A 22,486-nucleotide genomic window follows, 5' to 3' on the forward strand; every position below is an offset into this window, starting at 1 on the left:
GTGCGCGAGATGGCTTCGCCCATCAGATCGCCGATCGAGATGACGCGGATGTTGGGTGCGTCGAGCACGCCTTGCGTCGGCTGGATGGAATCGGTGATCACCAGCTCCTGCAGCTTCGAACTGCTGATGCGGGCCACGGCGCCGCCCGACAGCACGCCGTGGGTAATATAGGCGGTGACGCTGGTGGCGCCGTTGGCCAGCAGCGCGTCGGCGGCATTGCACAGCGTGCCGCCGGAATCGACGATGTCGTCGATCAGCAGGCAGTCCTTGCCTGCGACCGCGCCGATGATGTTCATCACTTCCGATTCACCGGGCCGTTCGCGGCGCTTGTCGACGATGGCAAGCTGCGCGTCGAAGCGCTTGGCCAGCGCCCGCGCGCGCACCACGCCGCCAATGTCGGGCGACACCACCACGACATTGCCGAGCTGCTTGTATTTTGCCTTCACGTCGCGGGCCATCACCGGGACGGAGAACAGATTGTCGGTCGGGATGTCGAAGAAGCCCTGGATCTGGCCGGCATGCAGGTCGAGCGTCAGAACGCGGTCGACGCCGGCGCGGGTGATCATGTTGGCGACCAGCTTGGCCGAGATCGGCGTGCGCCCAGAGGCGCGGCGGTCCTGCCTGGCATAGCCGAAATAGGGTATGACCGCCGTGATGCGCTTGGCCGACGAGCGCATGAAGGCATCGATCATGATGAGCAGTTCCATCAGGTGATCGTTGGTGGGAAACGAGGTCGACTGCAGGATGAAGACATCCTCGCCACGCACGTTTTCCTGGATTTCGACGAAAATTTCCTGATCGGCGAAGCGCCTGACGCTGGCCTTGCCCAGCGGGATGTTGAGATAGCGGGCGACCGCTTCAGCCAGCACCCTGTTGGAATTGCCTGCGAAGAGTTTCATGCACCGTTCCTGGTGAAGGATTTCCTCGGGCTTTTAGCGGCCCGCGCCGGTATTGCAAGCGCCGTGATCGGGAATCCGCCGGCTAAGATGAAGAAAGCTCCAAGCCCTCCCAGGCGGGCGGCATTTCAGCTCGCCTTGCCGCCAAGCCACGATGCGAACTGGTCGATGGTCTGGTCGGCGATTGCCTTCATGGTGGCCGGCGAAACCGTCTTCCAGCTGTCGGCGCCGCCGGCGCCGGAATCGACCGATGGCGCCTTCTGCTGGCCGTTGATGCGGTGCAGCCGGTTGCCAGCGGGATCATAGATATCCCAGACATAGATGACGGTGGTGTCCTTGCCTTCCGACATCGCCGAGAAATAGCCCTTCAGCACATGGGTCGCCGTCTGGTCGGCACTGCCGGCAAGCGTGATGCCGCGCTGCCTGGCGCGCGTCTGCAGCTCCGCCGTCAGCGGCGTCGCGGCTTCGACCGAGGCGCCGACGATCGGCGCGATCTGCAAGCGGGTCTTGGACAGGATGGCGGCGCTTTGCGCCGGCGTGAGCGGTGTCGCGGTGGTTGCGGGACCACCCACCGTGGTGGTGGCGGGCCCGGTCCCCGCGGCAACCGCGCCCGCGGCCTTGCCTTGCGTGGCCGGCGACGCCGCTGTCGATGTCGCGGGCGGAGTGATCGCCGATGGCTCGAGGACATCCTTGGCGTTGGTGCAGGCGGCCAGCACGAGCGCCGCGAGCAATGACACGGTCGTCACATGCGATCGTCTCATTTGCCTGGTAACTCCTTGGCGAACAACGCCCCCCATTATGGATTCACTGCACGATCAAGTCGAGATCATGGCGGGAGAGCGGCTTAGGCTGCGTTTCGGTGGTCAGGTAGGTGCGGCCAAGCGTCATCGCCGTCTCCGTTTCGGAGTCCATGATGATCATGTGCGCGAAGAGCGTCATGTTGGGGGCGATCGGCTCCGGGTTGCCCTGATAGAACATCGGCATGTCCATCCAGGACGGGGTGAAGCGGGCGCCGACCGAATAGCCGCAGGCGTTCAGCCGGTGCTTGGTCAGGCCGTGCGCCTCCAAGGTGCGGGCGTGGGCGTCGAACACGTCGCCAAAACTGTTGCCGGGTGTCATCGCCTTTTCGACCGCCAGCAGCGCCGCGCGGGCCGCATCGAACAATTCCTGGTGGCGCTTCGACACTTTGCCGGTCAGCACGGTGCGCATCATCGGCGCATGGTAGTGGTTGAAGACGCCTGCCCATTCGAGCGTCAGCTGGTCATTCTTGTTGAGCTTGCGGCGGCCGGCCTTGTAGCGGCACAGCAGCGCGTCGACGCCGGAGCCGATGATAAACTCGTTGGCCGGATAGTCGCCGCCGCCGGCGAAGATCGCGCCCTGCATGGCGGCCAGGATCAGCGCCTCGTCGCCGCCCTGCTTGATCAGCGGCAAGGCCGCGTCGAGCGCGTCGTCGGACAGATTGGCGGCTTTCTCCGCCTTGGCGATCTCAGCGGGACTCTTGAACAGGCGCAGACGGCCGACAATGCCGGACGCATCGGCGATCTGGCCGAAGGTCTGCAACTGCTCGTCCAGCCGCCGGCCATTGAAGGCGGTCAGGCCGTGCGTGTCGTATTCGACGCCGATGCGGGCGCCGAGCAGATCGAGCTCGTTGAGCAGATTGCGCAGGTCGACCGCCGGATTTGCGCCGTTGCGGTCGGTCCAAAGCACGATGTTGTCGATGATCGAGGTGTGGCGTGCCTGGCGCAGATCGGCCGAGCGGGTCAAAAGCACCATCGAACCGTCTGCCTTCATCACCAGGCACTGGAAGAAGCAGAAGCCGAACGTGTCGTAGCCGGTCAGCCAGTACATGCTCTCCTGCGCAAACAGCAGGACGGCGTCGAGCTTCTTTTCGGCCATTTCGATCATCAGCCGGTCGCGCCGAGCGTCGAATTCCGATCGTTCAAAATGCAGCGCCATTATTCCGTCTCCAAAACGATTGCCGAAACCTGCCGGCCGTAGTCAGGCTCCTTGCGGTGCGTGGTGCGCCGGTAGGAGTAGAACAGATCTTCCTCGGCATAGGTGCAGCGGCCAAGTCCCTCGGCCAAGACGCCGGCCTTGGTCAGCCGGTCGACCGTGTAGCGGTTGAGGTCGAACAGCGAATGGCCGGGGTGCGACGAGGGGATGAAATAGCGGCTGTTCTCAGCGTCGGCCTCGACGAAGCGGGCGACGAATTCGGGGCCGACCTCATAGTTCTCAGGGCCGATCGATGGGCCGAGCACGGCAACGATGTTTTCGCGCCGGGCACCCAGGCTCTCCATTGCGGCGATGGTGTTTTCGAGCACGCCGGTAAAGGCGCCCTTCCAGCCGGCATGCGCGGCGCCAATGACGCGCGCCTGGCTGTCGGCAAACAGGACCGGTCCGCAGTCGGCGGTCGAGGCGCCGACGGCGATGCCGGGCCGGTCGGTGACGATGGCGTCGGCCTTGGGCCGCTCGCCGGAAAAGGGTTCGCGGGCGACGATGACGTCGGGCGAATGGATCTGCCAGGCGGTCAGAAGGTGGCTGGCCGGCACGCCCATCCAGGCGGCGACGCGGGCGCGATTCTCGGCCACCAGCGCCTGGTCGTCACTCGATCCGGTGCCGATGTTGAGGCCACGGTAGATGCCGCCGGAGACGCCGCCGGTTCGGGTGAAATAGCCGTGGCGGATGCCTTGGGCCCTTGCCTTGTCCAGCGAGGGCGACCGAACGGGATCCGGCTTGGTCTGATTCAGCATGCGGGCGTTGTTGTCCGTGTGGGCGGTTTCGTCAAGAAAAAGCGGCGCGTCGTGAAGAAGGCAGGGCTGGCTCCGGATGCGCGGTTCGACCCGTCCCTGCCGAACGGGAGATTGGAGGGCGCATGAGTGAAAAGTCAATCCGCCGTGGCAAAGGGCCGGACTGCCACGCCGCGCGTCACCACGCCGAGCACCTTGAACAGCTCTCCCATCGCCTGCGGGCCGGCGAGACGTTCGACATCGCCGGCGAGCCTTTCGCGGGTCGCCTGGTCGGCATCGGCGCCGAGCCGGCCGGCGCGCTCGAGAATGCCCATGCCGAGCAGAAAGTCGCCCTGTGTCGACAGATGGGCGTCGAGCCCATGCGCGCGGACGATCGCGGCAAGGCCGGCGAAATCGACATGGGAGGTCAGGTCGGCCTCGCCGGGAGTGGCCAGCACATCTTCGTGACTGTGCCTGCGCAAGGCCTGCATGGTGTCGCCGACGCCCGGCTGGAGATGGCCATAGTCGAGGAACAGGCCGGCGCCGCCGTGGGTTTCCAAGCGTTGCGCGATCGCCGCCATCAGGGCCGCGCGGGCCGGCGACACCTCGACGACCGCGCCTTGCGGCGCCTCGGCCGCATCGACGGGCAGAAGCGTCGGGTCGATCGAGCCGGCGCCGGCGAAGAAGCGAAGGTCATGGGCATCGTCGAGACCGACCATGCGCTCGCGCCAGCCGGCACCGGCGCGGATGAACTGGCGGATCGGCACCGCGTCGAACAATTCGTTGCCGACGATGAGAAGCGGCTGCTGCGGCAGGGTGTCGATGGTCTCGTGCCAGCTGACCGAAAACGGTGTCGCGGCAAGCGTCCGTTTCTGGATTTCGGCCAGGCGCGGGCTGGTTTCGATCATTGCGAAGGCGGCGCCGTTTGCCAGGTCCGGATCGAGCCGCGACAGGGTGCGCAGCATGTCTTTCATCAACGTGCCCCGGCCGGGGCCGATCTCGGCGACGGTCACCGGCATGGGCCGGCCGACCGCCAGCCAGGCCTGATAAATCCAGACGCCGACGAGTTCGCCGAACATCTGGCTGATTTCCGGCGCGGTGATGAAATCGCCGGCGGCGCCGAAGGGCTCGCGCGTCATGTAGTAGCCATGCTCGGTGTCGAACAGGCAGAGGGCCATGTATTCGTTGACCGGGATTGGCCCCAAGGCCTCGATCAGCCCGACTATCCGGGTCTTCAGAGGTGTCATGCGGGCCGCGGCTGTGCGACCGGCTTGGCGGTGGCCATCGCCCAGATGCCGGCCAAGACCATGGGCGTGGACAGGATCATGCCCATGGTCAGCCAGTCGGTGCCGAGGAGGTAGCCCAGCTGCTGGTCCGGCTCGCGGAAGTACTCGACGAAGATGCGCGACAGCCCATAGCCACAGATGAAGGCGCCGCCGACGAAGCGCGGCGTCTTGAGCTTGAGCCGCGAATGGGTGAGGATGCGCAGCACGAGGAACAGCACGATGCCTTCGAGGAAGGCTTCGTAGATCTGGCTTGGGTGACGAGGAATGAGGCCGGCTGGACAAGCTCCCATCGCCTGCTGGATGCGGTCGTTGCAGAAGACGACGCCCCAGGGAACGTCGGTCACCCGCCCCCAGAGCTCCGCATTGATGAAATTGGCGACGCGCACCAGGCCAAGGCCTACCGGCACGCCGGCGGCCACGACATCGAACAGCGACCAGGTGCGGATGCCGCGCCTGAGGGAAAACAGCGTCATGGCGAGGATGACGCCGAGCAGGCCGCCATGGAACGACATGCCGCCCTGCCAGACCGCGAAGATGTCGAGCGGGTGGGCGATGTAGCGGGCCAGATCGTAGAACAGCACATAGCCGGTGCGCCCGCCCAGGACGACGCCGATGGCGGCCCAGACGATGAAATCGTCGAGGTCTTCAGGTTTCATCGGGACAACGCCGCCTGGCCACAGCTTCGCATTGGCGGCGAGCCGCTTGGCGTACCACCAGGCGAACAGGATGCCGACAATGTAACCGACGCCATACCAGTGCACCGCCAGCGGCCCGATCTGGACGAGGATCGGATTGATGTTGGGGAAGCCCAGTGAGGCCAGCGGCAGCAGGAAATAGTCGTTCAAAGGGGACTCTCGGTTGCGAAACGCGTTTGGGCGCGGACCATGCGGCAGGGTTTTGGCGTGGTCAAGGCGAGGCGGGTGGCCGTCACGTGTCGGACAGGATCACCATTGCGGTTCATCCTGCAGACGGGAAGCTCAATCCTTATTGGCCACCAATCGGCGCAGCGCGTCGTTGATCCTGTCCTGCCAGCCGGGACCGTCTTCCTGGAAATGGTCCAGCACGGCGCGATCGATCCTGATCGAGACAAGCTCGCGCACGTTCGGCGCGGTCGCAGGCTCGCGGGGCGGGGCCGATGGCTTCTTGACCGGCTTGAAGGCGGCTTCGGCTGCTGCCATTGGATTTGTCGGTCGGCGCGGTGGCGTTGCCATTGGCTAATCCTGACTGAAGTGCATGGCGAGAGACGTGATGCAGCAACGATAGGCGCTCGGTGCCATCGAGTACAGTTAGACACTGTCTTTGCACACGGTCCAATCATGCGCCATAGCAACGCAGAGGCGGCCCCGGCCCTCAACGTTCTTGCATTCGGCGCGCGACGCCACTACGTCATTTCAAGCAAGCGAGGATTTGCCATGTCGACCGGACCGAACCGCATTCTCGATGAATTCGCCAAGCTGATGACCGACGCCGCCGGGGCCGCCCAGGGCGTGCGCCGCGAGGTGGAGACCGCCTTCAAGGGGCAGGCCGAGCGCATCCTCAACACCATGGACGTCGTGCAGCGCGAGGAGTTCGAGGCCGCGCGCGAGATGGCCGCCAAGGCACGCGAGGAGAATGGCCGCCTTGCTGCCCGCATCGAAGCGCTGGAGGCTAAGCTCGCGGATCTGGCCGGCAATGCCACGGCCGCCGCGACCCCGACTCCCCGCGCAAAAAAATAATTTCTTAAACTTTTCCACAAAGCCCGATCCTGAAAAGCGCTTTGCCGTGAATCGCTTAACGGCAATGCGTGAATCTTTGTGACAGCGGGTTTCCACATGCGAATGACGCAGTGCGAAGAAATGGGCTGTTCACGCGACTCCCGATCAATAGACTGAATTTGTTGCATGATTCGGAGCAGGGTCATGTGGCCGGGCGGTGGGGTCCGGTCCGGGGTCTTTGTGTCGAGAAGTCCTGGCCGTCCGAGTTCTAGACAAGATTGTTCGTTGTGTGTGCCCTCCCGCGGAGCGTGTGGCGGCGCTCCTTAGAACACAGGAAGCATTCCATGGAACTTCTCGAACTCGAAGTGTCCCGCGAAATCCATCCGGTGGATGTCATCGAGCAGGTCGCGCACAACAATGACTGGTCCTTCGAGCGGGCCGGCGACGACGAGATCTCGATCTCGGTTGCCGGAAGCTGGACCGACTACCACGTCTCCTTCTCGTGGATGGAGGATTTCGAGGCCCTGCACCTGGCCTGCGCCTTCGATATCAAGGTGCCGGAGGCCCGCGCGCTGGAGGTGATGCGCCTCTTGTCGCTGATCAACGAGCAGATGCTGTTCGGCCATTTCGATCTCTGGGAGCAGGAAGGCGCGATCATGTTCCGGCAGTCGCTGCTGCTGGCAGGCGGGGTCGAGCCCTCGAGCCAGCAGGTCGAGGTGCTGCTGTCTTCGGCGCTGGAAGCCTGCGAATGCTATTTCCAGGCGTTCCAGTTCGTCGTCTGGTCGGGAACGTCGGCCAAGGATGCGCTGGCCGGGGTGCTGTTCGAGACGCACGGCAACGCCTGAGCGGTGCACGAATGAGTTCGACCGCCGAGCGCAAGCCCGAAATCAGTTTTGCCGACTTCGATCGTGTCGACATCCGCGCCGGCACGATCGTCGAAGCCGAACCGTTTCCGCAGGCGCGCAAGCCGGCCATCAAGCTGAAGATCGATTTCGGGCCGGACATCGGCATCAAGAAATCGTCGGCGCAGATCACCAAATACTATGCGCCCGAGACATTGATCGGCCGGCAGGTGTTCGCGGTCATCAATTTCCCGCCGCGCCAGATCGGGCCGTTCATGTCGGAAGTGCTGACGCTCGGCTTTCCCGACGAGGAGGGTGCCGTGGTGCTGGGCGCGATCGAGCGCAAGGTGCCTGACGGCGGCAGGTTGTTTTAACCTTCGTCATCCTCGGGTCTGCGCGTCCGCTACGCTCCCGCTTCGCCCGTGGATAACGAAGGTGGCGCTACGCCGCCAGCTTGCGCGCCGTGCCCAGGGCTTCGTCGACCGCGTCCAGAAACATTTCGGCGCAGGCTTTCCAGCTGTAGCGCATGGCGCGCTCGCGTGCCTGCGCGCGGTCGACGCCGAGGGCGGCGAGCGAGGCCTCGCGCAGGTCGTTGGAGACCGCGCCGCCGAAGCCGTCACCGACGATGTCGATCGGGCCTGTCACCGGATAGGCGGCGACAGGCGTGCCGCTGGCCAGCGCCTCGATGATGACGTTGCCGAAGGTGTCGGTGCGGCTGGGGAAGACGAAGACATCGGCCGAGGCATAGATCTCGGCCAGTTCGTCATTGGGCCGGTGGCCAAGGAAATGCGCTTGCGGGTATTTCGCCTTCAGCCTGGCGAGTTCCGGTCCCTCGCCGACAATCACCTTGCTGCCGGGCAGGTCGAGGTCGAGGAAGGCGGAGAGGTTCTTTTCGATGGCGACGCGGCCGACGCACAGGAAGATCGGACGTGGCAAGCCGAGGTCCTTCCTCTTGTCGGGCCGGAAATGCTCGGTGTCGACGCCGCGCGTCCAGGGCCTCAGCTTGTTGAAGCCCCGCGCCGAAAGGTCGTCGGCGAGCGACTGCGTGGCGACCAGCGTGCCCTGGCCCGAATTGTGGAAATCGCGCAGCCAGCGATAGGCCCAGCTTTCCGGCACCGGCAGCCGGGCGCTCAGATATTCGGGAAAACGCGTGTGGTAGCTGGTGGTGAACGGCCGGCCGGCATTGCGGCAATAGCGCCGCGCCATGATGCCGAGCGGGCCTTCGGTGACGATGTGGATATGGTCGGCCTTGCCGGCATCGATCAGCCGCGCGACGTGGCCGGGCGTGGTCAGCGCCAGCCTTATGTCGGGGTAGGTCGGCAAGGGCAGCGTGCGAAAGATGTTGGGCGTCAGGAAGTCCACCGCGACGTCGAAGGATTTCAGTGTTTCGGTGAGCCGCTCCAGCGTGTGGACAACGCCATTGACCTGGGGGCGCCAGGCATCGGTGACCATCAATATGCGCATGGCGGCCTTCTGCCTGAACGGTCTACGGGGGCGTTGAGGCGATGCCGGAACGGCGACCAGCTCGCCGCCCTCGCTTCGCTCCAGCGCACCCGGGCGGGCCAGGGGTCGAAGTGAGGCGGCAGGGCCGAATCGATTGTTGTCGCGCGCTTCATTCGCGCTCTTCACCATGGTTTCATGACGGGCGGATGAAGCCTTGGCTCAGATCAGGGCGACGTGTGTCAGGCCGGAACCTTGATCACCGCCCGCAGGCCGCCGAGCGGACTGTCGCCAAGCGTGATGTCGCCGCCATGGCTGCGGGCGATGTCGCGGGCAATCGACAGGCCGAGCCCGGTGCCGCTGGCATCGAGGTTGCGGGCTTCGTCGAGGCGCACGAAGGGTTTGAACACGTCTTCGCGCCGGTCGGCCGGGATGCCCGGGCCGTCATCGTCGATGGTCACCAGAAGCGAGCCGCGGCCATGCGTGGCGTTGACCTCCACCGTCCTGGCATAGCGGAACGAGTTGCCGATGACGTTGGACATCAGCCGGGCGAAGGCGTTCGGCCTGACATGCACATCGCGGTCGCCGGAGAGCGTCGTCGACAGTTTGCGCTTGCGCAGCCTGGCTTCCTCGCCGAGCTTCTGGAAATAGACCTCCAGGTCGAAGCGTCCCGCGTCTTCCGAGGCCTCGCCGCGGGCGAAGGCGAGATAGCCCTCGAGCATCGACTGCATGTCATCGATGTCCTGGTCCATCGCCGCCTTGGTCTCGGCCTTGCCGCCGGCCAGCGCCAGCTGCAGCTTGAAGCGGGTGAGGATGGTCCTGAGGTCATGGCTGACGCCGGTCAGCATGGCGGTGCGCTGTTCGATCTGGCGCTCGATGCGCTCTCGCATCTGGATGAAGGCAAAGCCGGCGCGGCGAACCTCCTCGGCGCCGCGCGGCCGAAAATCGCGCGGCATCGGCCGGCCCTTGCCGAAGCTTTCGGCGGCCTCGGCCAGCGTCAGGATCGGCCTGATCTGGTTGCGCAGGAAGGGGATGGCGATCATCAGCAGCACCAGCGAGGTGCCGACCATCCAGATCAGGAAGATGTGGGTGTTCGAGGCATAGGCCTGGCTGCGGCGTACGAAGACGCGCAGCACCCTGTTCTCGAGTTGGACGCGCACCTCCACCATGTTGGAATTGCCGACCGTGTCGATCCAGAAGGGCCGGTTTATCTGCCTTGTGATCTCCGACGACAGGGCCTCGTCGAGAATCGAGAAGAAGGGTTTGGGCCCTGGCGGCGGCAGCGGGTCGGGCGGCAGGAGGTCGATCTTCAACTGCACGCGGTCCTGGGCGATGCGGATGATGTTGGCGTAGTCGGCGTCGTGCGGATAGGTCTCGATCAGGTCGATGATGGCCGCGATGTCGCTTACGGTGGCCTGCGACAGCCGCTGCGTCACGGTCGCCCAATGACGCTCCATGAAGACGAAGGCGACGACCGATTGCAGCATGATCATCGGCGCGATGACGATGATCAGCGAGCGGGCATAGAGCCGCTTGGGCATGTACAGCGAAACGAGACGCCAGAACCGGTTCCAGGCACGCGGCACCGCCCTCAGCGCACGCGTGGCGCGTGCGCTCAGGCCGTCATCGCCCGGCTGTTGCAGTTCCGTCGTTGCCATTCGCTCTTTTCGTCACCCCATGGCCGTTCGCCGGCCCCGGGCGGCACTCTATTCCACGCTCAGCCTATACCCAATTCCGCGCACAGTCTGCAGCCAGACAGGGTTGGACGGATCGCGCTCGATCTTGCGCCGCAGCCTGTTGATCTGCACGTCGATGGTCCGCTCGCCGACTTCCGAATCATCGCCGACGAGTTCGTGACGCGGGATCGTCTCACCCGCCCGCGCGGCGAAGATCGCCAGGATCTCCTGCTCGCGATCGGTCAGCTTGAGTGTCTCGCCGCCCCGCTTCAACTCGCGCCTGGCGATCTGGAAGGTGTAGGGCCCGAAGACCAGCTGCTCGACCTTGGGCGTGGTTGCCGGGCCACCGCGGCGCAGGATGTTGTTGATGCGCAGGATCAGCTCGCGCGGGTCGAACGGTTTGGGCAGGTAGTCGTCGGCGCCCGCTTCGAGCCCGCTGATGCGGCTGTCGGTTTCCGAGAGCGCCGTCAGCATCAGGATCGGCACGTTCTTTTCGGTGCGCAGCGACTTCGTCAGGTCGACGCCCGTTTCACCCGGCATCATGACGTCGAGCACGAGAAGGTCGAAGTCGAGGCCGGCGAGCTTGCGCCTGGCTTCGTCGGCATTGCCGGCAACAGTGACGCGAAAGCCGTTCTCGGTCAGATATTGCTTGAGAAGATTGCGGATACGGGTGTCATCGTCGACTACAAGCAGATGCGGCGCGTCGTCATCCGGTGCGGCCGCCTGGTCGACCCTTTCAGTGCTCTCCATGGTTTTTCCCCGACATTTTTGCCGATCCTACGTCGATCTGCGCCCTCAATTCCGGATTGACCATCGCCTCGAGGAAGCGCTCCACCAAGGTCCGTTCGGCTGCTCCGGCATCCTCCAATGCAGCATGGATGCGGCGTGACTGTGGCCGCGCCAGCGCCAGCGCCAGCGCACGGCCCTTGGCTGTCGGATAAAGCTCACGCTGGCGGCGGTCGCGCGGACCTTGCAATTGCACCACATGGTCGGTGTCGATCAACTGCTTGAGAACGCGCGCGAGGCTCTGCTTGGTGATCTTCAGCACATCGAGCAGTTCCGCCACCGTCAGCCCCGGCCGGCGATTGACGAAATGCAGCACCCGGTGATGGGCGCGACCGAAACCGTAGTCGGCTAGGATCTGGTCCGGATCGGAGGTAAAGTCACGATAGGCGAAGAAGAACAGTTCGATGATTGCGAAGTCGATCCCGTCTTCGACTGACATCGCGGTCCTGATCGGTTTCCCGGCTGCGTGGCTTGGATCCGTCATCATGTCTCCGTGGAAAAGGGACATTATGTCAGTACTATTGACGTAATTTTCCCGCAATGGTAATTTTTGACAAGCTTTTGGGCGGATTGCGAACGAAAAGGCAAGGGGAGACGGGTTTTCCGGAACTTCCTGAGTTTGCCAGAACCTTGCTATCCTCCTACGCTCGGGCAGCGGCTGGCCTCGAAATCCGTGGCGTGTCCGACGAGAAGCGAGCAACGACAAAACGATGTGCGGGCAGCGGCCCGCGGGAGGTACCATGGCATCCGTTCCCTTCGACCAACTGGACGGCTTCATCTGGATGAATGGCGAGTTCGTCCCATGGGGCGACGCCAAGATCCACGTGCTGACCCACGGCCTGCACTACGCCAGCGCGGTGTTCGAGGGCGAGCGTGCCTATGGCGGCGAGATCTTCAAGCTCAACGAGCACACCGAACGCCTGCATGAATCGGCGGGCCTGCTCGGCTTCAAGATTCCCTACTCCGTAGCCGAACTCAATGACGCGTCCAGCACGCTCTTGAAGAAGCAGGGTTTTCAGGACGCCTATGTCAGGCCGATCGCCTGGCGGGGCAGCGAACAGATGGGTGTCTCTGCGCAGAACAACCGCATAAACTGCGCCATCGCCATCTGGCAGTGGCCGAGCTATTTCGACCCGGCGCAGAAACTGAAAGGCATCCGACTCGACATGGCGGAATGGCGCCGGCCCGACCCGCGCACGGCGCCGTCGAAGTCGAAGGCCGCCGGTCTCTACATGATCTGCACCATGTCCAAGCATGCCGCCGAGGCCAAGGGCTATGCCGACGCCGTGATGCTCGACTGGCGTGGACAGGTGGCGGAAGCGACCGGGGCGAACATCTTCTTCGTCAAGGAGGGCAAGATCCATACGCCCAAGCCCGACTGTTTCCTCGACGGCATCACGCGCCGCACGGTCATCGGCCTCGCCGGGGATCGCGGTCTGGAGGTGATCGAACGCGCCATCATGCCGGAAGAACTGGAAGGCTTCGAACAGTGCTTCCTCACCGGAACGGCAGCGGAAGTAACGCCGGTTTCAGAGATCGGACCGTACCGATTCGAGGTTGGTGAGATCGCCAAGAACCTGATGAACGACTATTCCGCGGCCGTTCAGCCCAAGCACGCGATCGCCGCGGAGTAAAAGCCAAGGCTTTTCAAGCAAGCAGGGGCGGTTTTGGCGCCGCCCCTTTGTTTCGATGTTTGTGCATTTGACTTTCCTCCAGTTCGGCGTCTCATGATGCTGTCGGCCCGGGAGGCTGGCATCAAGGAGGGACAGAAAATATGGACATGAACACGCTTCTTGCGATCATTGTACAGGTGATTGCGGGCATCATCGGTGGCCAGGCGGTCGGCGCCGCGCTCAAGCAGGCAGCTTTGGGTCAGCTTCCAAAGATCCTTGGCGGCGCCATTGGCGGCGTCGGCGGCGCGGCGATCCTGGGCAGCCTGCTCGGCGGTGGCACGGTCGATCCGGCGGCCGCCGCGGCAGCGGCGAGCGGTCTCGGGAGTGCCTTGAATCTCAACAATATCGTTGGCGGCGCCGGCGGCGGCGCCATCCTGACCGGCATCATCGGCGCCGTGATGGGCGCGATGAAGAGGTAGGCGCGACGGGATCTCGGGTTCGTTCGAATGGGCGGCTTCGGCCGCCCATTTCCGTTATCGGGACAACGGATTCCCTGTACCGGGACAACGGACTGTTCGTTATTCGGGGAGTGGACGCCTTTCACCCGCGTCTCTACATCTCGGCCGAGGCAGCGAAAGGAAGATCATGGGTCAGCTCAATGCCGGTATCGTGCCGGTTACACCGTTCCAGCAGAACTGCACCATCCTGTTCGACATGGACGACAAGCACGGCGTCGTCGTCGATCCGGGCGGCGATATCGACAAGGTGCTGGGGGTGCTGAAGGACAATGCCATCATCGCCGAGGCGATCTGGATAACCCACGGCCATATCGACCATGCCGGCGGCGCCATGGAACTCAAGGAAGCGCTCGGCGTCGACATCATCGGCCCGCATGAAGCCGACAGGCTATTGCTCGACAATCTGGAAAACCAGGGCCGGCGCTATGGCATCGCCGGCGCGCGCAACTGCGTGCCCGACCGGTTCCTCACCGAAGGCGAGACCGTGTCGTTCGGCGGCCACGTGTTCGAGGTGTTGCATTGCCCCGGCCACGCGCCCGGCCATGTCGTCTACTACAATCGCGCGGCCAAGTTCGCCCATGTCGGCGATGTGCTGTTTCGCGGCTCGGTAGGTCGTACCGACCTGCCGGGCGGCGACCATGCGGCATTGATCGCCTCGATCAAGGACAAGCTACTGCCGCTCGGCGACGATATCGGCTTCATCTGCGGCCATGGTCCGGGCGGGCGCTTTGGTGAGGAGCGCATGACCAACCCATTCCTGGTGTAGGGATTGCCAGGCGTTGCCGCTGGTCGAAATCGCGCGCTCGATACCAAAGAGCGCTGGCCTTGCGGTCAGCGCTCCATGGTCGGGCCGGAGGCCTCAATTGGCGGTGCAGAAATGCTGTTCGCCGTCATTGCCGGTGAAGGTACCGGTGCGGGCGTTGAAGGTGCGGTAGCGGTCGGAGCAGTATTCATACCAGCCGCGCGTCCAGGGCTCGGCGTAGCCTTCATTGTAGACGACCCGGGGCTGTGAATAATATCTAGGCTCCGCATAGTAATGGCGGACCGGGGCCGGACGCGGCCTGACGTCGCGGTCATAGTAGCCGTCATCGTAGTCATCGGGCGGCGGCTGCTGATTGTTCAATGCGCCAACGATCAGCGCGCCGGCCGCAAGCCCGAGCACGCCGGCCGCAATGGCGTCGCCATGGCCACCACCGCCGTTGCGGTGGTGATGCCAGCGGCCCCAGTCATCGGCGTTGGCGGCGGGCAAGGTGGCGAGGGTGGTGGCGAGCACGGCGGCTGACAGCACCGCGGCCTTGAAAATTCGGTTCATCTTGGTCTCCTTGTACCGGCCCCGGGCAGTTTCGGGGATGCGGTCCGGCCTTACCCAAGATTAATAGGCGACGATGGCTGAACGGGGGCTGAACGGAGATCAGGCTTCGATCCAACTCACGCGACGCGTATTGCAGGCTCTCGATGGCGCCGAACCGCCGTGGACGGTGGGAGCCCGGCTCAGCCGACCGACAGGTTGACGGCCTTGGGACCCTTGCCACGCTTGTCCGGTTCGGTATCGAAGGATACTTTCTGCCCATCCTCGAGGCCGGGAAGTCCCGACGCCTGCACGGCTGAAATATGGACGAAAACATCCTTCGCGCCATCATCGGGCGTGATGAAGCCGAAGCCCTTGGCATGGTTAAAGAATTTGACGGTGCCGGTCTGCGGCATGGGAAGCTCCTTTGATCCCATAAAGTCCAGTCTCGGGCCGGCAAATGCCCGAATGGAAATTTGTCCTTTATTTTAGCGCTATCGGCAAGAGAAAGTTTCGCGGGCACCGGGTCCGTACGCACGGTACGAAAAAGGCGCGACGTAAACGCCGCGCCTTGAATTCGAATTGCTCTCCAAGCCAAGGCATTGGAGCCTCCACCGCGCGTCCGTGGACGTGCGGCGCGCCGATGCCTCAGGCAGCGCGGAGGTTGACGGCCTTGGGGCCCTTGCCCATGCGGTCCGGCTCGACGTCGAAGGTGACCTTCTGTCCATCGACGAGCGTGCGCAGGCCGGAGGCCTCGATCGCGGAGATATGGACAAATACATCCTTGGCGCCGTCATCGGGCGTGATGAAGCCGAAGCCTTTGGTCGCGTTGAAGAATTTAACGGTGCCGGTCTGGGCCATTGGGGAAACTCCTTCACCCGTTCAGTCTGATGGTCCTGCCCGCCGCCTGGCGCGATGGGCAAGTCCCGGTGGTTGCTTCGGCAGTCATGCATTCCCGCATGGTCAAACCCCCCGCCGAAAACGGGGCCGTCAGAGATTCACAGTATCGGGGAAAGGTCGTCCAAAACGTTCCGCTCTCCGGGTCGCAAATGCCCGAACACGGAATTTATCGCACGGAAACGTGAACGTTGCAAGATACTGCCGCGGGCCGCCACATTGGGCGCATCCCGACGCATGGACCGACTGAACGGAGCATCGATGCGGCCCGGCATAGGCCCGGTTGCCGGCCTGGTCATCGGCCAGAGCCCGGGTCCCGAATAGGCCAGATGTCGGGCGTGGCGGAGAGGCGCGCCGTCCCAGGAATGAGTTTCGAAGCGGCCTGCGGACGGCACGCGCGAAAAAGCCTTGCCTTCGGCGATGGAATGGCAAGGATCAATCAACAGGTGAGGGATCGCGGTCAATCTGCCGGATCGAGGAGGATCACGATGAAAGTTCTGGCGGCACTGTTTTCGCGGCAAGGTCTTGTCATGTTGTTGCTGTCGGCACTTCTGGCCGCCTGCACCGTCGTCGTCGATGACGGACCCGGCCCGAGGCCGCCGCGCCCGCCACGGCCGGAACCGCAATATTGCAGCCGGCAGTACGAACCGGTGTGCGCCCGACGTGGCGGAGACCGCCAGACCTTCGCCAATGCCTGCCTTGCCGACCGGGCCGGCTACCGCATCGTGCGCGATGGCCCGTGCCGGGACAGCGGTGACGGTGGCCAGCAGGCATTCTGCACCCGGGAATATGCCCCGGTCTGCGCCCGTCGCGGCGGCGAATTGCGCAGCTTCCCCAATGCCTGCGAGGCGCGCGCGGCGGACTATCGTATCGTTGGCGACGGGCCGTGCTGAGAGAAGGGTTACAGCGCTATTCGTCCACGCCGATATAGGGCTTGCCCCTGAGCAGTGAGGCGAGATGCGCGGCGTTCGACGCGGCCATTTCGAGCATGCCGGAGACTGCTTCCGGAATCTCGGGCATGTCGACATAGTTGACGTCGCCCATGGCCTCGCCGACCCAATAGACACCGCCATTGGCCGGGATGGTGAAGCCGACATCGTTGAGCGCCTGGAAGCATTCGGCGTGGCAATGATGCGCGCCGTCCTCGTTGCCCACAATCGCGACCAGGGCCACCTTGCCGGCGGCGGGCATGCGACCCCTGTCGTCGGTTTCCTCGAGAAACGCATCCATGCGCTCCATGACGCGCTTGGCGACACTCGATGGCTGGCCCATCCAGATCGGCAGGCCGAGGATGAAGATATCGGCGGCGACGATCTTGGCGCGCAGCTTGGGCCAGTCATCGCCTTTGCCCATGTCGGAGAGCACGCCGGGCTTGATGTCGTGGTCGAGGGCCCTGATGACCTCACCCTTCACGCCGTGCGGTTTCAGGGCGGACAGCAAATCGGCGATGATCTTGTCGGTGGAGGATTTCTCCTTGTCGCCGGAGGCTTTCAGCGAGCAATTGATGGCAAGGGCGGTGAGCGACATGTCGAGACTCCTGCAAACTGGTTGTGCGGGCTCAACGTCGCGAGGCGGCGGCGGTTGCGTGCAGATGTCATAGTCGGCGGGGCACGCGAGGGTTATCGCTGGACGCCGCGCATTTCAATCGCCAGCCGGATACGCCCCATCGGCAGGGCCGGCGTAGAGCTCGCTGCCGTGCTCGTCGGAAATGCGCAGGCGGTCCGGGACCTGCGGCATGGCCAAGCTGTGGAACAGCGCCGTCGCACCCTGCAGGGCGGCGCGCAGGTTCGGTGCTTCCAGCGACACCTTGTCGAGCGTGGCTTCGTCTGCGTCACGCGACCGGTAGAATTCGATGACGAAGTTCAAGCAGGCCTCCGTTGCAGGGCGTTGCACGAGCTGTTGCGTCAGTGCGCCGCTACAAGCAGCGGGCGACGGAAGGGGCGCACGGGACGCGCCCCCTTTCCCATCAGCCCTTCGACTTCGGCTTCAAGTTGCTTTCCGCCTGCTTCACCGACGAGCCGAACGGAGAGGCGGGCTTGGCCACGACCTTGTCCTTCTTCGGCTTGCGCGTTTCGCGGTTGCTTCGCTGTTGACCCTTGGACATGGACTTCTCCCGCTGAAGTGTTGACTGGGCATTTCTGGAAACTCAGACGGCCGGATTTTCGGCCGCTTCGAGATTGTCTTCGGTCGTCACCCGTTCATGGGTCTCTTGCTCGCTGCGGATGCGGTATTGCGGCGAGCCATCCTTGACCGGCAGCCTGCTCTTGATCTGGAACAGTTCCGCGGTCTTCTGGACCAGCCCGGTGCGGCTCTTCATGCGCACCGTCTGGCCGATGGCGAAGAGATGCGAGGGCGTGTCGTTGCGCGGGCGCGCATTCTGCTGGAAACGGATCATGCTGCGTTCTCCCGGTCGCGCTTCAGCGCAGTTTCGAGTTCAAGGTAATCGATGGCGACAAGCTGGCTGGTCGCCGCGTTGCTCACCGCCCGTGCCGGCAGATGGATGAAGGTGGCGACGCGTCGCCAGGCAAGCCGCGACATGCCCTCGATCACATCCTCGTCGTGATCGATGTCATAGTCGCCGGCCGGCAACTGTCCTTCCAATCCGCCAAGCATGAAAGGTGCCTCGAAGTGGGCAATGGAGTGGGTAGTGCGGTCCGGCATGTCCTAAACCTTGATGCTAGCCTGCCCCGGTGGATCCACCGACGCGGAAGCGGCCGGTGCGAAGCGTTGTCCCTAGACCAAAAAAAGCGGGGTCAAGCCCCGCTTTCCTATTCCCGGCAATCGCTGGAAATAGACCGGATTCGGGCGCTGCCAGTACATCCGTGGTCAGCGCTCATCGAATTCGGCTGGATCAGATCAATTACAGAGCGGCGACGCGCCGGCATGGACGAGAAAGTCCGTCCCGCCATCGTCGTACTCAACGGAGCCAAAGCCCTTCTCGCCATTGTGGACCTTCACGGCTCCGGTTTTGATGCGCGGAATCTCTCTCGAACAATAATGGTCGCAAAGCGAATAGCCGCGCGCCCGGTAACGATGATTTGGAATGAGATTGGCGGGTCGAGAACCTCTGACGCCGCGAGATGCCAATTCTGGCCCAAACGATATGTTTTATGTAGCCCGTCCAGCCGGGTTTTTCAAGAAGATTCCAGAAGCCCGTTCGCTTTTGGGAAAAAATAGATCGCTACAACTATTTAAGAAACCTGCTATGGTGCGGCGGTTTTCTAAAAGAATGTTTTAGGTCAGGCTGGGGCGATCGTTCCGGCACTTGCATCTGTTTGTTCATGAAAGGACCAAGCCATGGTTTCCGTCAAAACCCCGAGAGGCACGACCGTAGCGATCAAGCCCATAATCACGCCAGTCACCATACACGCGATTGCCGTTGGCCCGAACGGCAAGCCGACGATGGTGAAGTCGGCGCGGCTGACCATCAGAAGCGACGAGGCGGCAAGGCGCACGATCGCCGATACGGATGGCACCGTCAGGCGGGCCAGACAGGTGGCCGAGATCAACCGCCTGATTTGAGCGGTTTCTCCTGACGCGAGGTCGCAAGGCCAAGCGAAGACTTGAACCGGCCGCGCCAATGGCCTAGATCGCCACAGGCGTACAAACACGGCAGGTTTCCCATTAACAGAGATCAGAGAAGAGCGGCGGGTTCGGGGGCCAGGTCAGGCGCTGGAGGACAGCCGCCGCTGGGCCTTGACCAGTATGTGCAGCAAGCGCTGCAATTGCATCAGGCCGGGCGCCGTCAGGAAGCCGAGGCGCTCTATCGCCAGGTGCTGGCGCGCAAGCCCAATCACGCGGCCGCCGCGCATTTCCTCGGGCTGCTGCTGCACCAGACCGGGCGCAGCGCCGAGGGAATGGATCTTCTCGAACAGTCGGTGCAGCTGCAGCCGACCAATGCCGATTTCCTCAACAATCTCGGCACGGTGATGCGTGACGTCGGTCGCGTCGCGGCCGCTATCGATTTCTTTCGTGGGGCGGTGGACCTGCGGCCCGAACAGCTTGCCGCTCGCGACAATCTCGCCTCGTCGCTGAAGCAGGTCGGCCAGTTCGAGGAGGCCGAGGACATCTATCGCGGTACGATCGCGCGCAACCCGTTCCATGTCCGTGCGCTCATCGGACTTGCCGAAACATTGCAGGAGGCGGGGCGTCTCGACGAGGCGCTGAGCGTGTTCCGCGAAGCGTTGAACATGCGCCCGAAGGATGCCGACCTGCTGCATGGGCTCGGCGTCGGGCTGATGGAAAAGGGCAAGCTCGACGAAGCGGCCGACCTGTTCCGGCAGGCGGTGGCCGTGAGCCCCGGCATGGCGAGGGCCTGGCTGATGCTGACGCAGGTCAAGCGTCAGAAGGAGCGCGACGCGGAACTGGCCGGCATGGAGAGCCAGCACGCCAAGGCGCCACAGGACAGCCTGGCGCGCATGCAGCTGTCTTTCGGCCTCGGCAAGGCCAATGACGACCTCAAGGATTATGGCAAGGCTTTCGACTATTTCGCCGAAGGCAATGCGATCCGGCGCAAGGGCATCGACTACGATCCCGCCAGGACCCGCGCCGAATTCGACGCGATGAAAACGGTGTTCGATGCCGGCTTCTTCGAAAGGCACAAGCCAAGCGCCATCACCGATGACGCGCCGATCTTCATCGTCGGCATGCCGCGCTCGGGCACGACGCTGGTCGAACAGATCATCGCCAGCCACCCTCAAGTCTATGGCGCCGGCGAGCTGGGCATCTTGAAAAAGGCGGTCGGCAAGCAGTTTCCGTCGACCATGCCCGGCGGCTTTCCCTGGGGCGTTTCCGACGTGGACGACGCGGATTTCGCCGAGGCGGGCCAAGCCTATCTCGACATGCTGCATGCCCGCTATCCGAACATGCGTCATGTCACCGACAAGATGCCCGGCAACTTCCTGCTCGTCGGCTTCATCCACATGATGCTGCCGAAGGCCAGGATCATCCATTGCGCCCGCGACGCGGCAGCAACCTGCCTGTCGATCTACAAGGTGCATTTCCGGGGCGACAGCCATCGCTACGGCTATGATCTCGGCGAGCTCGCCGATTTCCACAATCTCTACACCGACATCATGGCGCATTGGCACAAGGTGCTGCCCGGCGTCGTGCACGACGTGCGCTACGAGGATTTCGTCGCCGACCAGGACGGGCAGAGCCGCGCGCTGATCGACTATCTCGGCCTGCCGTGGGACGACGCCGTGCTGTCGTTCCACGAGACCGACCGACCCGTTCGTACGGCCTCCGCCGCGCAGGTGCGCCAGCCGATGTACCAGGGCTCGGTCGATCTGTGGAAGCGCTATGGAGACCGGCTGAAGCCGCTGCTCGACAAGCTGGGCTGATGTTGGAGTGAGGTCGGCCTGACCTCAATCCCAACTTTCTTGGAGCAGAGGATTCAAAGCTCCATGAAAGGCTGGAAGCCGCCGAAGATCATGCGCTTGCCGTCGAAAGGCATCGTTGCCCAGTCCTGTTTCAGGCGTGGATCGGCCATCACCTTGGCCATGATCGCATCGCGGCTTTGCCTGGATTCGTAGATGATCCAGGAGAACACGACGACCTCATCGTCCTTGGCCAGCACGGCACGCGGGAACGAAGTCATCTCGCCATAGGGCACGTCATCGCCGACGCATTCGACATAGGCGAGCGCTCCATGCTCCTTCCAGACAAGGCCGGCAATGTTGGCCAGCTTCTTGTAGTCGTCGAGCTTGGCCTTGGGCACGGCAATCACGAAACCATCGACATAAGACATGGCAGTCTCCTCTGCTAAAAAACGAATGCTGGGCGGGCCGGATACGATCCAGCGCGGTGAGCGCCTCAGCCCTGCTTTGGCGTGCGATGCCCGCGACGCTACTTGACCGGCGCGTTCATGGCCCAGGCGACGCCGAAGGGGTCGCGGACCTGGCCCCAGCGATCGCCCCAGAACATCACCTGCACCGGTGTCATGATTTCACAGCCAGCATCGACGGCGCGCTGCCACCAGGCGTCAATGTCGCTATCGGCGAGATGCAGCTGCAACGTATAGCCCTGCGGGTCCTTGTGCGGGTGGCCATGTTCGGGGAAGGCGTCGCCCAGCATGAGCGTCGAGCCATTGACGTGGAGATGGATGTGCATAGTGCGGCCCTTCTCGTCGGGCGGATAAGCAAACACCTGTTCCGCGCCGAAGGCCTTGCCGTAGAACGCGGCTGCCTTGAAGGCGCCGTCCACCTGCAGATAGGGGGTCAATCCGCCAAGCACTTCCGCCCTTGGCTGAACGGGGGTCTGGTCGTTCATGTCTTGCTCCTTGTGTTGACTGGCGTTGCCGATCAAAGGACGAAGGAGACGGCAGCGATCCTACATGGTTGCCAGTTTTTTGCGGAGCGGGCGCGGACCGAAGCAATCGACAGGCTTGAACCAGGGGGGGTACGCAGGCGCAGGTGGCTTCGCGCCAGCCGGCACCGATAGCCTTTGCATTGCCAAGATCCGGCTGGAGTCTAGGCAACCTTAAGGGTTGGGATCGCCGAAACATCAACTTCACGCTCGGCGTGCCAGGCATCGAAGGCAGCCTGCATCCGAAGCCAGATCGCGGCACCGTCGCCGAACAGCTTTCCAAGGCGAGCGGCCACAGCTGGCGAAACCGGCTTCCTTTCGCGGATGATGTCATAAAGCTGCTGCCGGGAGATTCCGAGCAGATTTGCAATCTCTACCTTCGTCTTTCCCGTTGCCGGGATAATGTCCTCAAGCAGCGCCCCCGGGTGGGAGGGACAACGCTCGATCGGGCGCGTCGGCTCGTACACAGTCATAAGTCGAACTTCTCCAATCTGGCCACCTCAGTGATATTGCTCGAA

31 protein-coding genes are annotated in these 22,486 nt (G+C 63.5%); 9 read left to right on the top strand and 22 right to left on the bottom strand.

Going from position 1 to position 22,486, the window contains the following annotated elements; translation table 11 throughout:
- The 7 genes from WC739_RS15615 to WC739_RS15645 all read right to left on the bottom strand — a co-directional run.
- The coding region (locus WC739_RS15615) for a ribose-phosphate pyrophosphokinase (protein WP_372953932.1) at positions 1-899 on the bottom strand (899 nt) is incomplete at its 3' end.
- Positions 900-1,024: 125 nt separating this feature from the next.
- Positions 1,025-1,657, bottom strand: coding sequence for a hypothetical protein (locus tag WC739_RS15620; protein WP_372953933.1), 633 nt, complete (start codon positions 1,655-1,657; stop codon positions 1,025-1,027).
- 43 nt (positions 1,658-1,700) lie between these two features.
- Positions 1,701-2,852, bottom strand: a complete 1,152-nt coding sequence (locus WC739_RS15625; RefSeq protein WP_372953934.1) for a M24 family metallopeptidase — start codon at positions 2,850-2,852, stop codon at positions 1,701-1,703.
- Positions 2,852-3,646, bottom strand: a complete 795-nt coding sequence (gene pgeF, locus WC739_RS15630; RefSeq protein WP_372953935.1) for a peptidoglycan editing factor PgeF — start codon at positions 3,644-3,646, stop codon at positions 2,852-2,854. The genes WC739_RS15625 and pgeF overlap by 1 nt, the downstream gene beginning before the upstream one ends.
- Before the next feature lie 134 nt (positions 3,647-3,780).
- A complete protein-coding gene (locus tag WC739_RS15635) occupies positions 3,781-4,869 on the bottom strand; it encodes a class I SAM-dependent methyltransferase (protein ID WP_372953936.1) in 1,089 nt (362 codons plus the stop codon).
- Positions 4,866-5,753 (bottom strand): prolipoprotein diacylglyceryl transferase, encoded by an 888-nt coding sequence (lgt, locus tag WC739_RS15640; protein ID WP_372953937.1) that lies wholly within the window; start codon positions 5,751-5,753, stop codon positions 4,866-4,868. The genes WC739_RS15635 and lgt overlap by 4 nt, the downstream gene beginning before the upstream one ends.
- A 132-nt stretch (positions 5,754-5,885) precedes the next feature.
- Positions 5,886-6,119: a BrnA antitoxin family protein gene (locus WC739_RS15645; RefSeq protein ID WP_372953938.1), complete on the bottom strand. Its 234-nt coding sequence runs from the start codon at positions 6,117-6,119 to the stop codon at positions 5,886-5,888.
- 201 nt (positions 6,120-6,320) lie between these two features.
- On the opposite strand from WC739_RS15645, the gene WC739_RS15650 reads away from it, so the two are divergent.
- The 3 genes from WC739_RS15650 to WC739_RS15660 all read left to right on the top strand — a co-directional run bounded on the left by WC739_RS15650 (position 6,321) and on the right by WC739_RS15660 (position 7,818).
- Positions 6,321-6,623 (top strand): accessory factor UbiK family protein, encoded by a 303-nt coding sequence (locus WC739_RS15650; protein WP_372953939.1) that lies wholly within the window; start codon positions 6,321-6,323, stop codon positions 6,621-6,623.
- Positions 6,624-6,946: 323 nt separating this feature from the next.
- A complete protein-coding gene (locus tag WC739_RS15655) occupies positions 6,947-7,447 on the top strand; it encodes a YbjN domain-containing protein (protein WP_372953940.1) in 501 nt (166 codons plus the stop codon).
- Positions 7,448-7,458: 11 nt separating this feature from the next.
- On the top strand, positions 7,459-7,818 hold the full coding sequence (locus WC739_RS15660; protein ID WP_372953941.1) for a tRNA-binding protein: 360 nt from the start codon (positions 7,459-7,461) through the stop codon (positions 7,816-7,818).
- A gap of 67 nt (positions 7,819-7,885) precedes the next feature.
- Here WC739_RS15660 and WC739_RS15665 read toward each other — a convergent pair whose 3' ends face one another.
- From WC739_RS15665 to WC739_RS15680, 4 genes are all read right to left on the bottom strand, one after another.
- Positions 7,886-8,908, bottom strand: coding sequence for a glycosyltransferase family 4 protein (locus WC739_RS15665; RefSeq protein WP_372953942.1), 1,023 nt, complete (start codon positions 8,906-8,908; stop codon positions 7,886-7,888).
- 218 nt (positions 8,909-9,126) lie between these two features.
- A complete protein-coding gene (locus WC739_RS15670; RefSeq protein ID WP_372953943.1) occupies positions 9,127-10,542 on the bottom strand; it encodes an ATP-binding protein in 1,416 nt (471 codons plus the stop codon).
- Between the two features lie 48 nt (positions 10,543-10,590).
- Positions 10,591-11,310: a response regulator gene (locus WC739_RS15675; RefSeq protein ID WP_372953944.1), complete on the bottom strand. Its 720-nt coding sequence runs from the start codon at positions 11,308-11,310 to the stop codon at positions 10,591-10,593.
- Positions 11,297-11,830, bottom strand: coding sequence for a MarR family winged helix-turn-helix transcriptional regulator (locus tag WC739_RS15680; protein ID WP_372953945.1), 534 nt, complete (start codon positions 11,828-11,830; stop codon positions 11,297-11,299). Before WC739_RS15680 ends, WC739_RS15675 begins: the two co-directional genes overlap by 14 nt.
- Positions 11,831-12,086: 256 nt before the next feature.
- On the opposite strand from WC739_RS15680, the gene WC739_RS15685 reads away from it, so the two are divergent.
- From WC739_RS15685 to WC739_RS15695, 3 genes are all read left to right on the top strand, one after another.
- Positions 12,087-12,980: a branched-chain amino acid aminotransferase gene (locus WC739_RS15685; RefSeq protein ID WP_372953946.1), complete on the top strand. Its 894-nt coding sequence runs from the start codon at positions 12,087-12,089 to the stop codon at positions 12,978-12,980.
- A gap of 140 nt (positions 12,981-13,120) precedes the next feature.
- Complete coding sequence (locus WC739_RS15690) at positions 13,121-13,438, top strand: hypothetical protein (protein WP_372953947.1); 318 nt, start codon at positions 13,121-13,123, stop codon at positions 13,436-13,438.
- 166 nt (positions 13,439-13,604) lie between these two features.
- Entirely contained in the window at positions 13,605-14,243 is a 639-nt protein-coding gene (locus tag WC739_RS15695) for an MBL fold metallo-hydrolase (protein ID WP_372953948.1), read from the top strand.
- Between the two features lie 93 nt (positions 14,244-14,336).
- Here the strand turns inward: WC739_RS15695 and WC739_RS15700 are convergent, their stop codons facing one another.
- The 3 genes from WC739_RS15700 to WC739_RS15710 all read right to left on the bottom strand — a co-directional run bounded on the left by WC739_RS15700 (position 14,337) and on the right by WC739_RS15710 (position 15,626).
- On the bottom strand, positions 14,337-14,789 hold the full coding sequence (locus WC739_RS15700; RefSeq protein ID WP_372953949.1) for a BA14K family protein: 453 nt from the start codon (positions 14,787-14,789) through the stop codon (positions 14,337-14,339).
- A gap of 179 nt (positions 14,790-14,968) precedes the next feature.
- Entirely contained in the window at positions 14,969-15,181 is a 213-nt protein-coding gene (locus WC739_RS15705) for a cold-shock protein (RefSeq protein WP_013530020.1), read from the bottom strand.
- A 232-nt stretch (positions 15,182-15,413) separates the two neighbouring features.
- Complete coding sequence (locus WC739_RS15710; RefSeq protein ID WP_348785224.1) at positions 15,414-15,626, bottom strand: cold-shock protein; 213 nt, start codon at positions 15,624-15,626, stop codon at positions 15,414-15,416.
- A 524-nt stretch (positions 15,627-16,150) separates the two neighbouring features.
- Between WC739_RS15710 and WC739_RS15715 the strand changes: the two genes are divergently transcribed.
- Positions 16,151-16,555, top strand: coding sequence for a Kazal-type serine protease inhibitor (locus WC739_RS15715; protein WP_372953950.1), 405 nt, complete (start codon positions 16,151-16,153; stop codon positions 16,553-16,555).
- Positions 16,556-16,571: 16 nt separating this feature from the next.
- On the opposite strand, the gene WC739_RS15720 is transcribed toward WC739_RS15715, so the two are convergent.
- The 5 genes from WC739_RS15720 to WC739_RS15740 all read right to left on the bottom strand — a co-directional run bounded on the left by WC739_RS15720 (position 16,572) and on the right by WC739_RS15740 (position 18,323).
- Positions 16,572-17,189, bottom strand: coding sequence for a flavodoxin family protein (locus tag WC739_RS15720; RefSeq protein WP_372953951.1), 618 nt, complete (start codon positions 17,187-17,189; stop codon positions 16,572-16,574).
- Between the two features lie 114 nt (positions 17,190-17,303).
- Entirely contained in the window at positions 17,304-17,528 is a 225-nt protein-coding gene (locus tag WC739_RS15725; protein WP_372953952.1) for a hypothetical protein, read from the bottom strand.
- A 100-nt stretch (positions 17,529-17,628) separates the two neighbouring features.
- Entirely contained in the window at positions 17,629-17,766 is a 138-nt protein-coding gene (locus tag WC739_RS15730; RefSeq protein ID WP_023809800.1) for a hypothetical protein, read from the bottom strand.
- Between the two features lie 42 nt (positions 17,767-17,808).
- Positions 17,809-18,057, bottom strand: coding sequence for a hypothetical protein (locus WC739_RS15735; protein ID WP_372953953.1), 249 nt, complete (start codon positions 18,055-18,057; stop codon positions 17,809-17,811).
- Positions 18,054-18,323: a hypothetical protein gene (locus WC739_RS15740; protein WP_372953954.1), complete on the bottom strand. Its 270-nt coding sequence runs from the start codon at positions 18,321-18,323 to the stop codon at positions 18,054-18,056. The genes WC739_RS15735 and WC739_RS15740 overlap by 4 nt, the downstream gene beginning before the upstream one ends.
- A 636-nt stretch (positions 18,324-18,959) precedes the next feature.
- Between WC739_RS15740 and WC739_RS15745 the strand changes: the two genes are divergently transcribed.
- Positions 18,960-19,184, top strand: a complete 225-nt coding sequence (locus tag WC739_RS15745) for a hypothetical protein (RefSeq protein ID WP_372953955.1) — start codon at positions 18,960-18,962, stop codon at positions 19,182-19,184.
- A 185-nt stretch (positions 19,185-19,369) separates the two neighbouring features.
- Positions 19,370-21,004 carry a tetratricopeptide repeat protein gene (locus WC739_RS15750; RefSeq protein WP_372953956.1) on the top strand — a complete coding sequence of 545 codons (1,635 nt, stop codon included), beginning with the start codon at positions 19,370-19,372 and terminating at the stop codon, positions 21,002-21,004.
- Positions 21,005-21,057: 53 nt separating this feature from the next.
- Here WC739_RS15750 and WC739_RS15755 read toward each other — a convergent pair whose 3' ends face one another.
- The 3 genes from WC739_RS15755 to WC739_RS15765 all read right to left on the bottom strand — a co-directional run bounded on the left by WC739_RS15755 (position 21,058) and on the right by WC739_RS15765 (position 22,441).
- Complete coding sequence (locus tag WC739_RS15755; protein WP_372953957.1) at positions 21,058-21,411, bottom strand: DUF1428 domain-containing protein; 354 nt, start codon at positions 21,409-21,411, stop codon at positions 21,058-21,060.
- Between the two features lie 98 nt (positions 21,412-21,509).
- Positions 21,510-21,932, bottom strand: a complete 423-nt coding sequence (locus WC739_RS15760; RefSeq protein WP_372953958.1) for a VOC family protein — start codon at positions 21,930-21,932, stop codon at positions 21,510-21,512.
- 200 nt (positions 21,933-22,132) lie between these two features.
- Positions 22,133-22,441: a HigA family addiction module antitoxin gene (locus WC739_RS15765; RefSeq protein ID WP_372953959.1), complete on the bottom strand. Its 309-nt coding sequence runs from the start codon at positions 22,439-22,441 to the stop codon at positions 22,133-22,135.
- Between the last annotated feature and the right edge of the window lie 45 nt (positions 22,442-22,486).

Source organism: Mesorhizobium sp. (assembly GCF_041661565.1).
Lineage (GTDB): Bacteria > Pseudomonadota > Alphaproteobacteria > Rhizobiales > Rhizobiaceae > Mesorhizobium.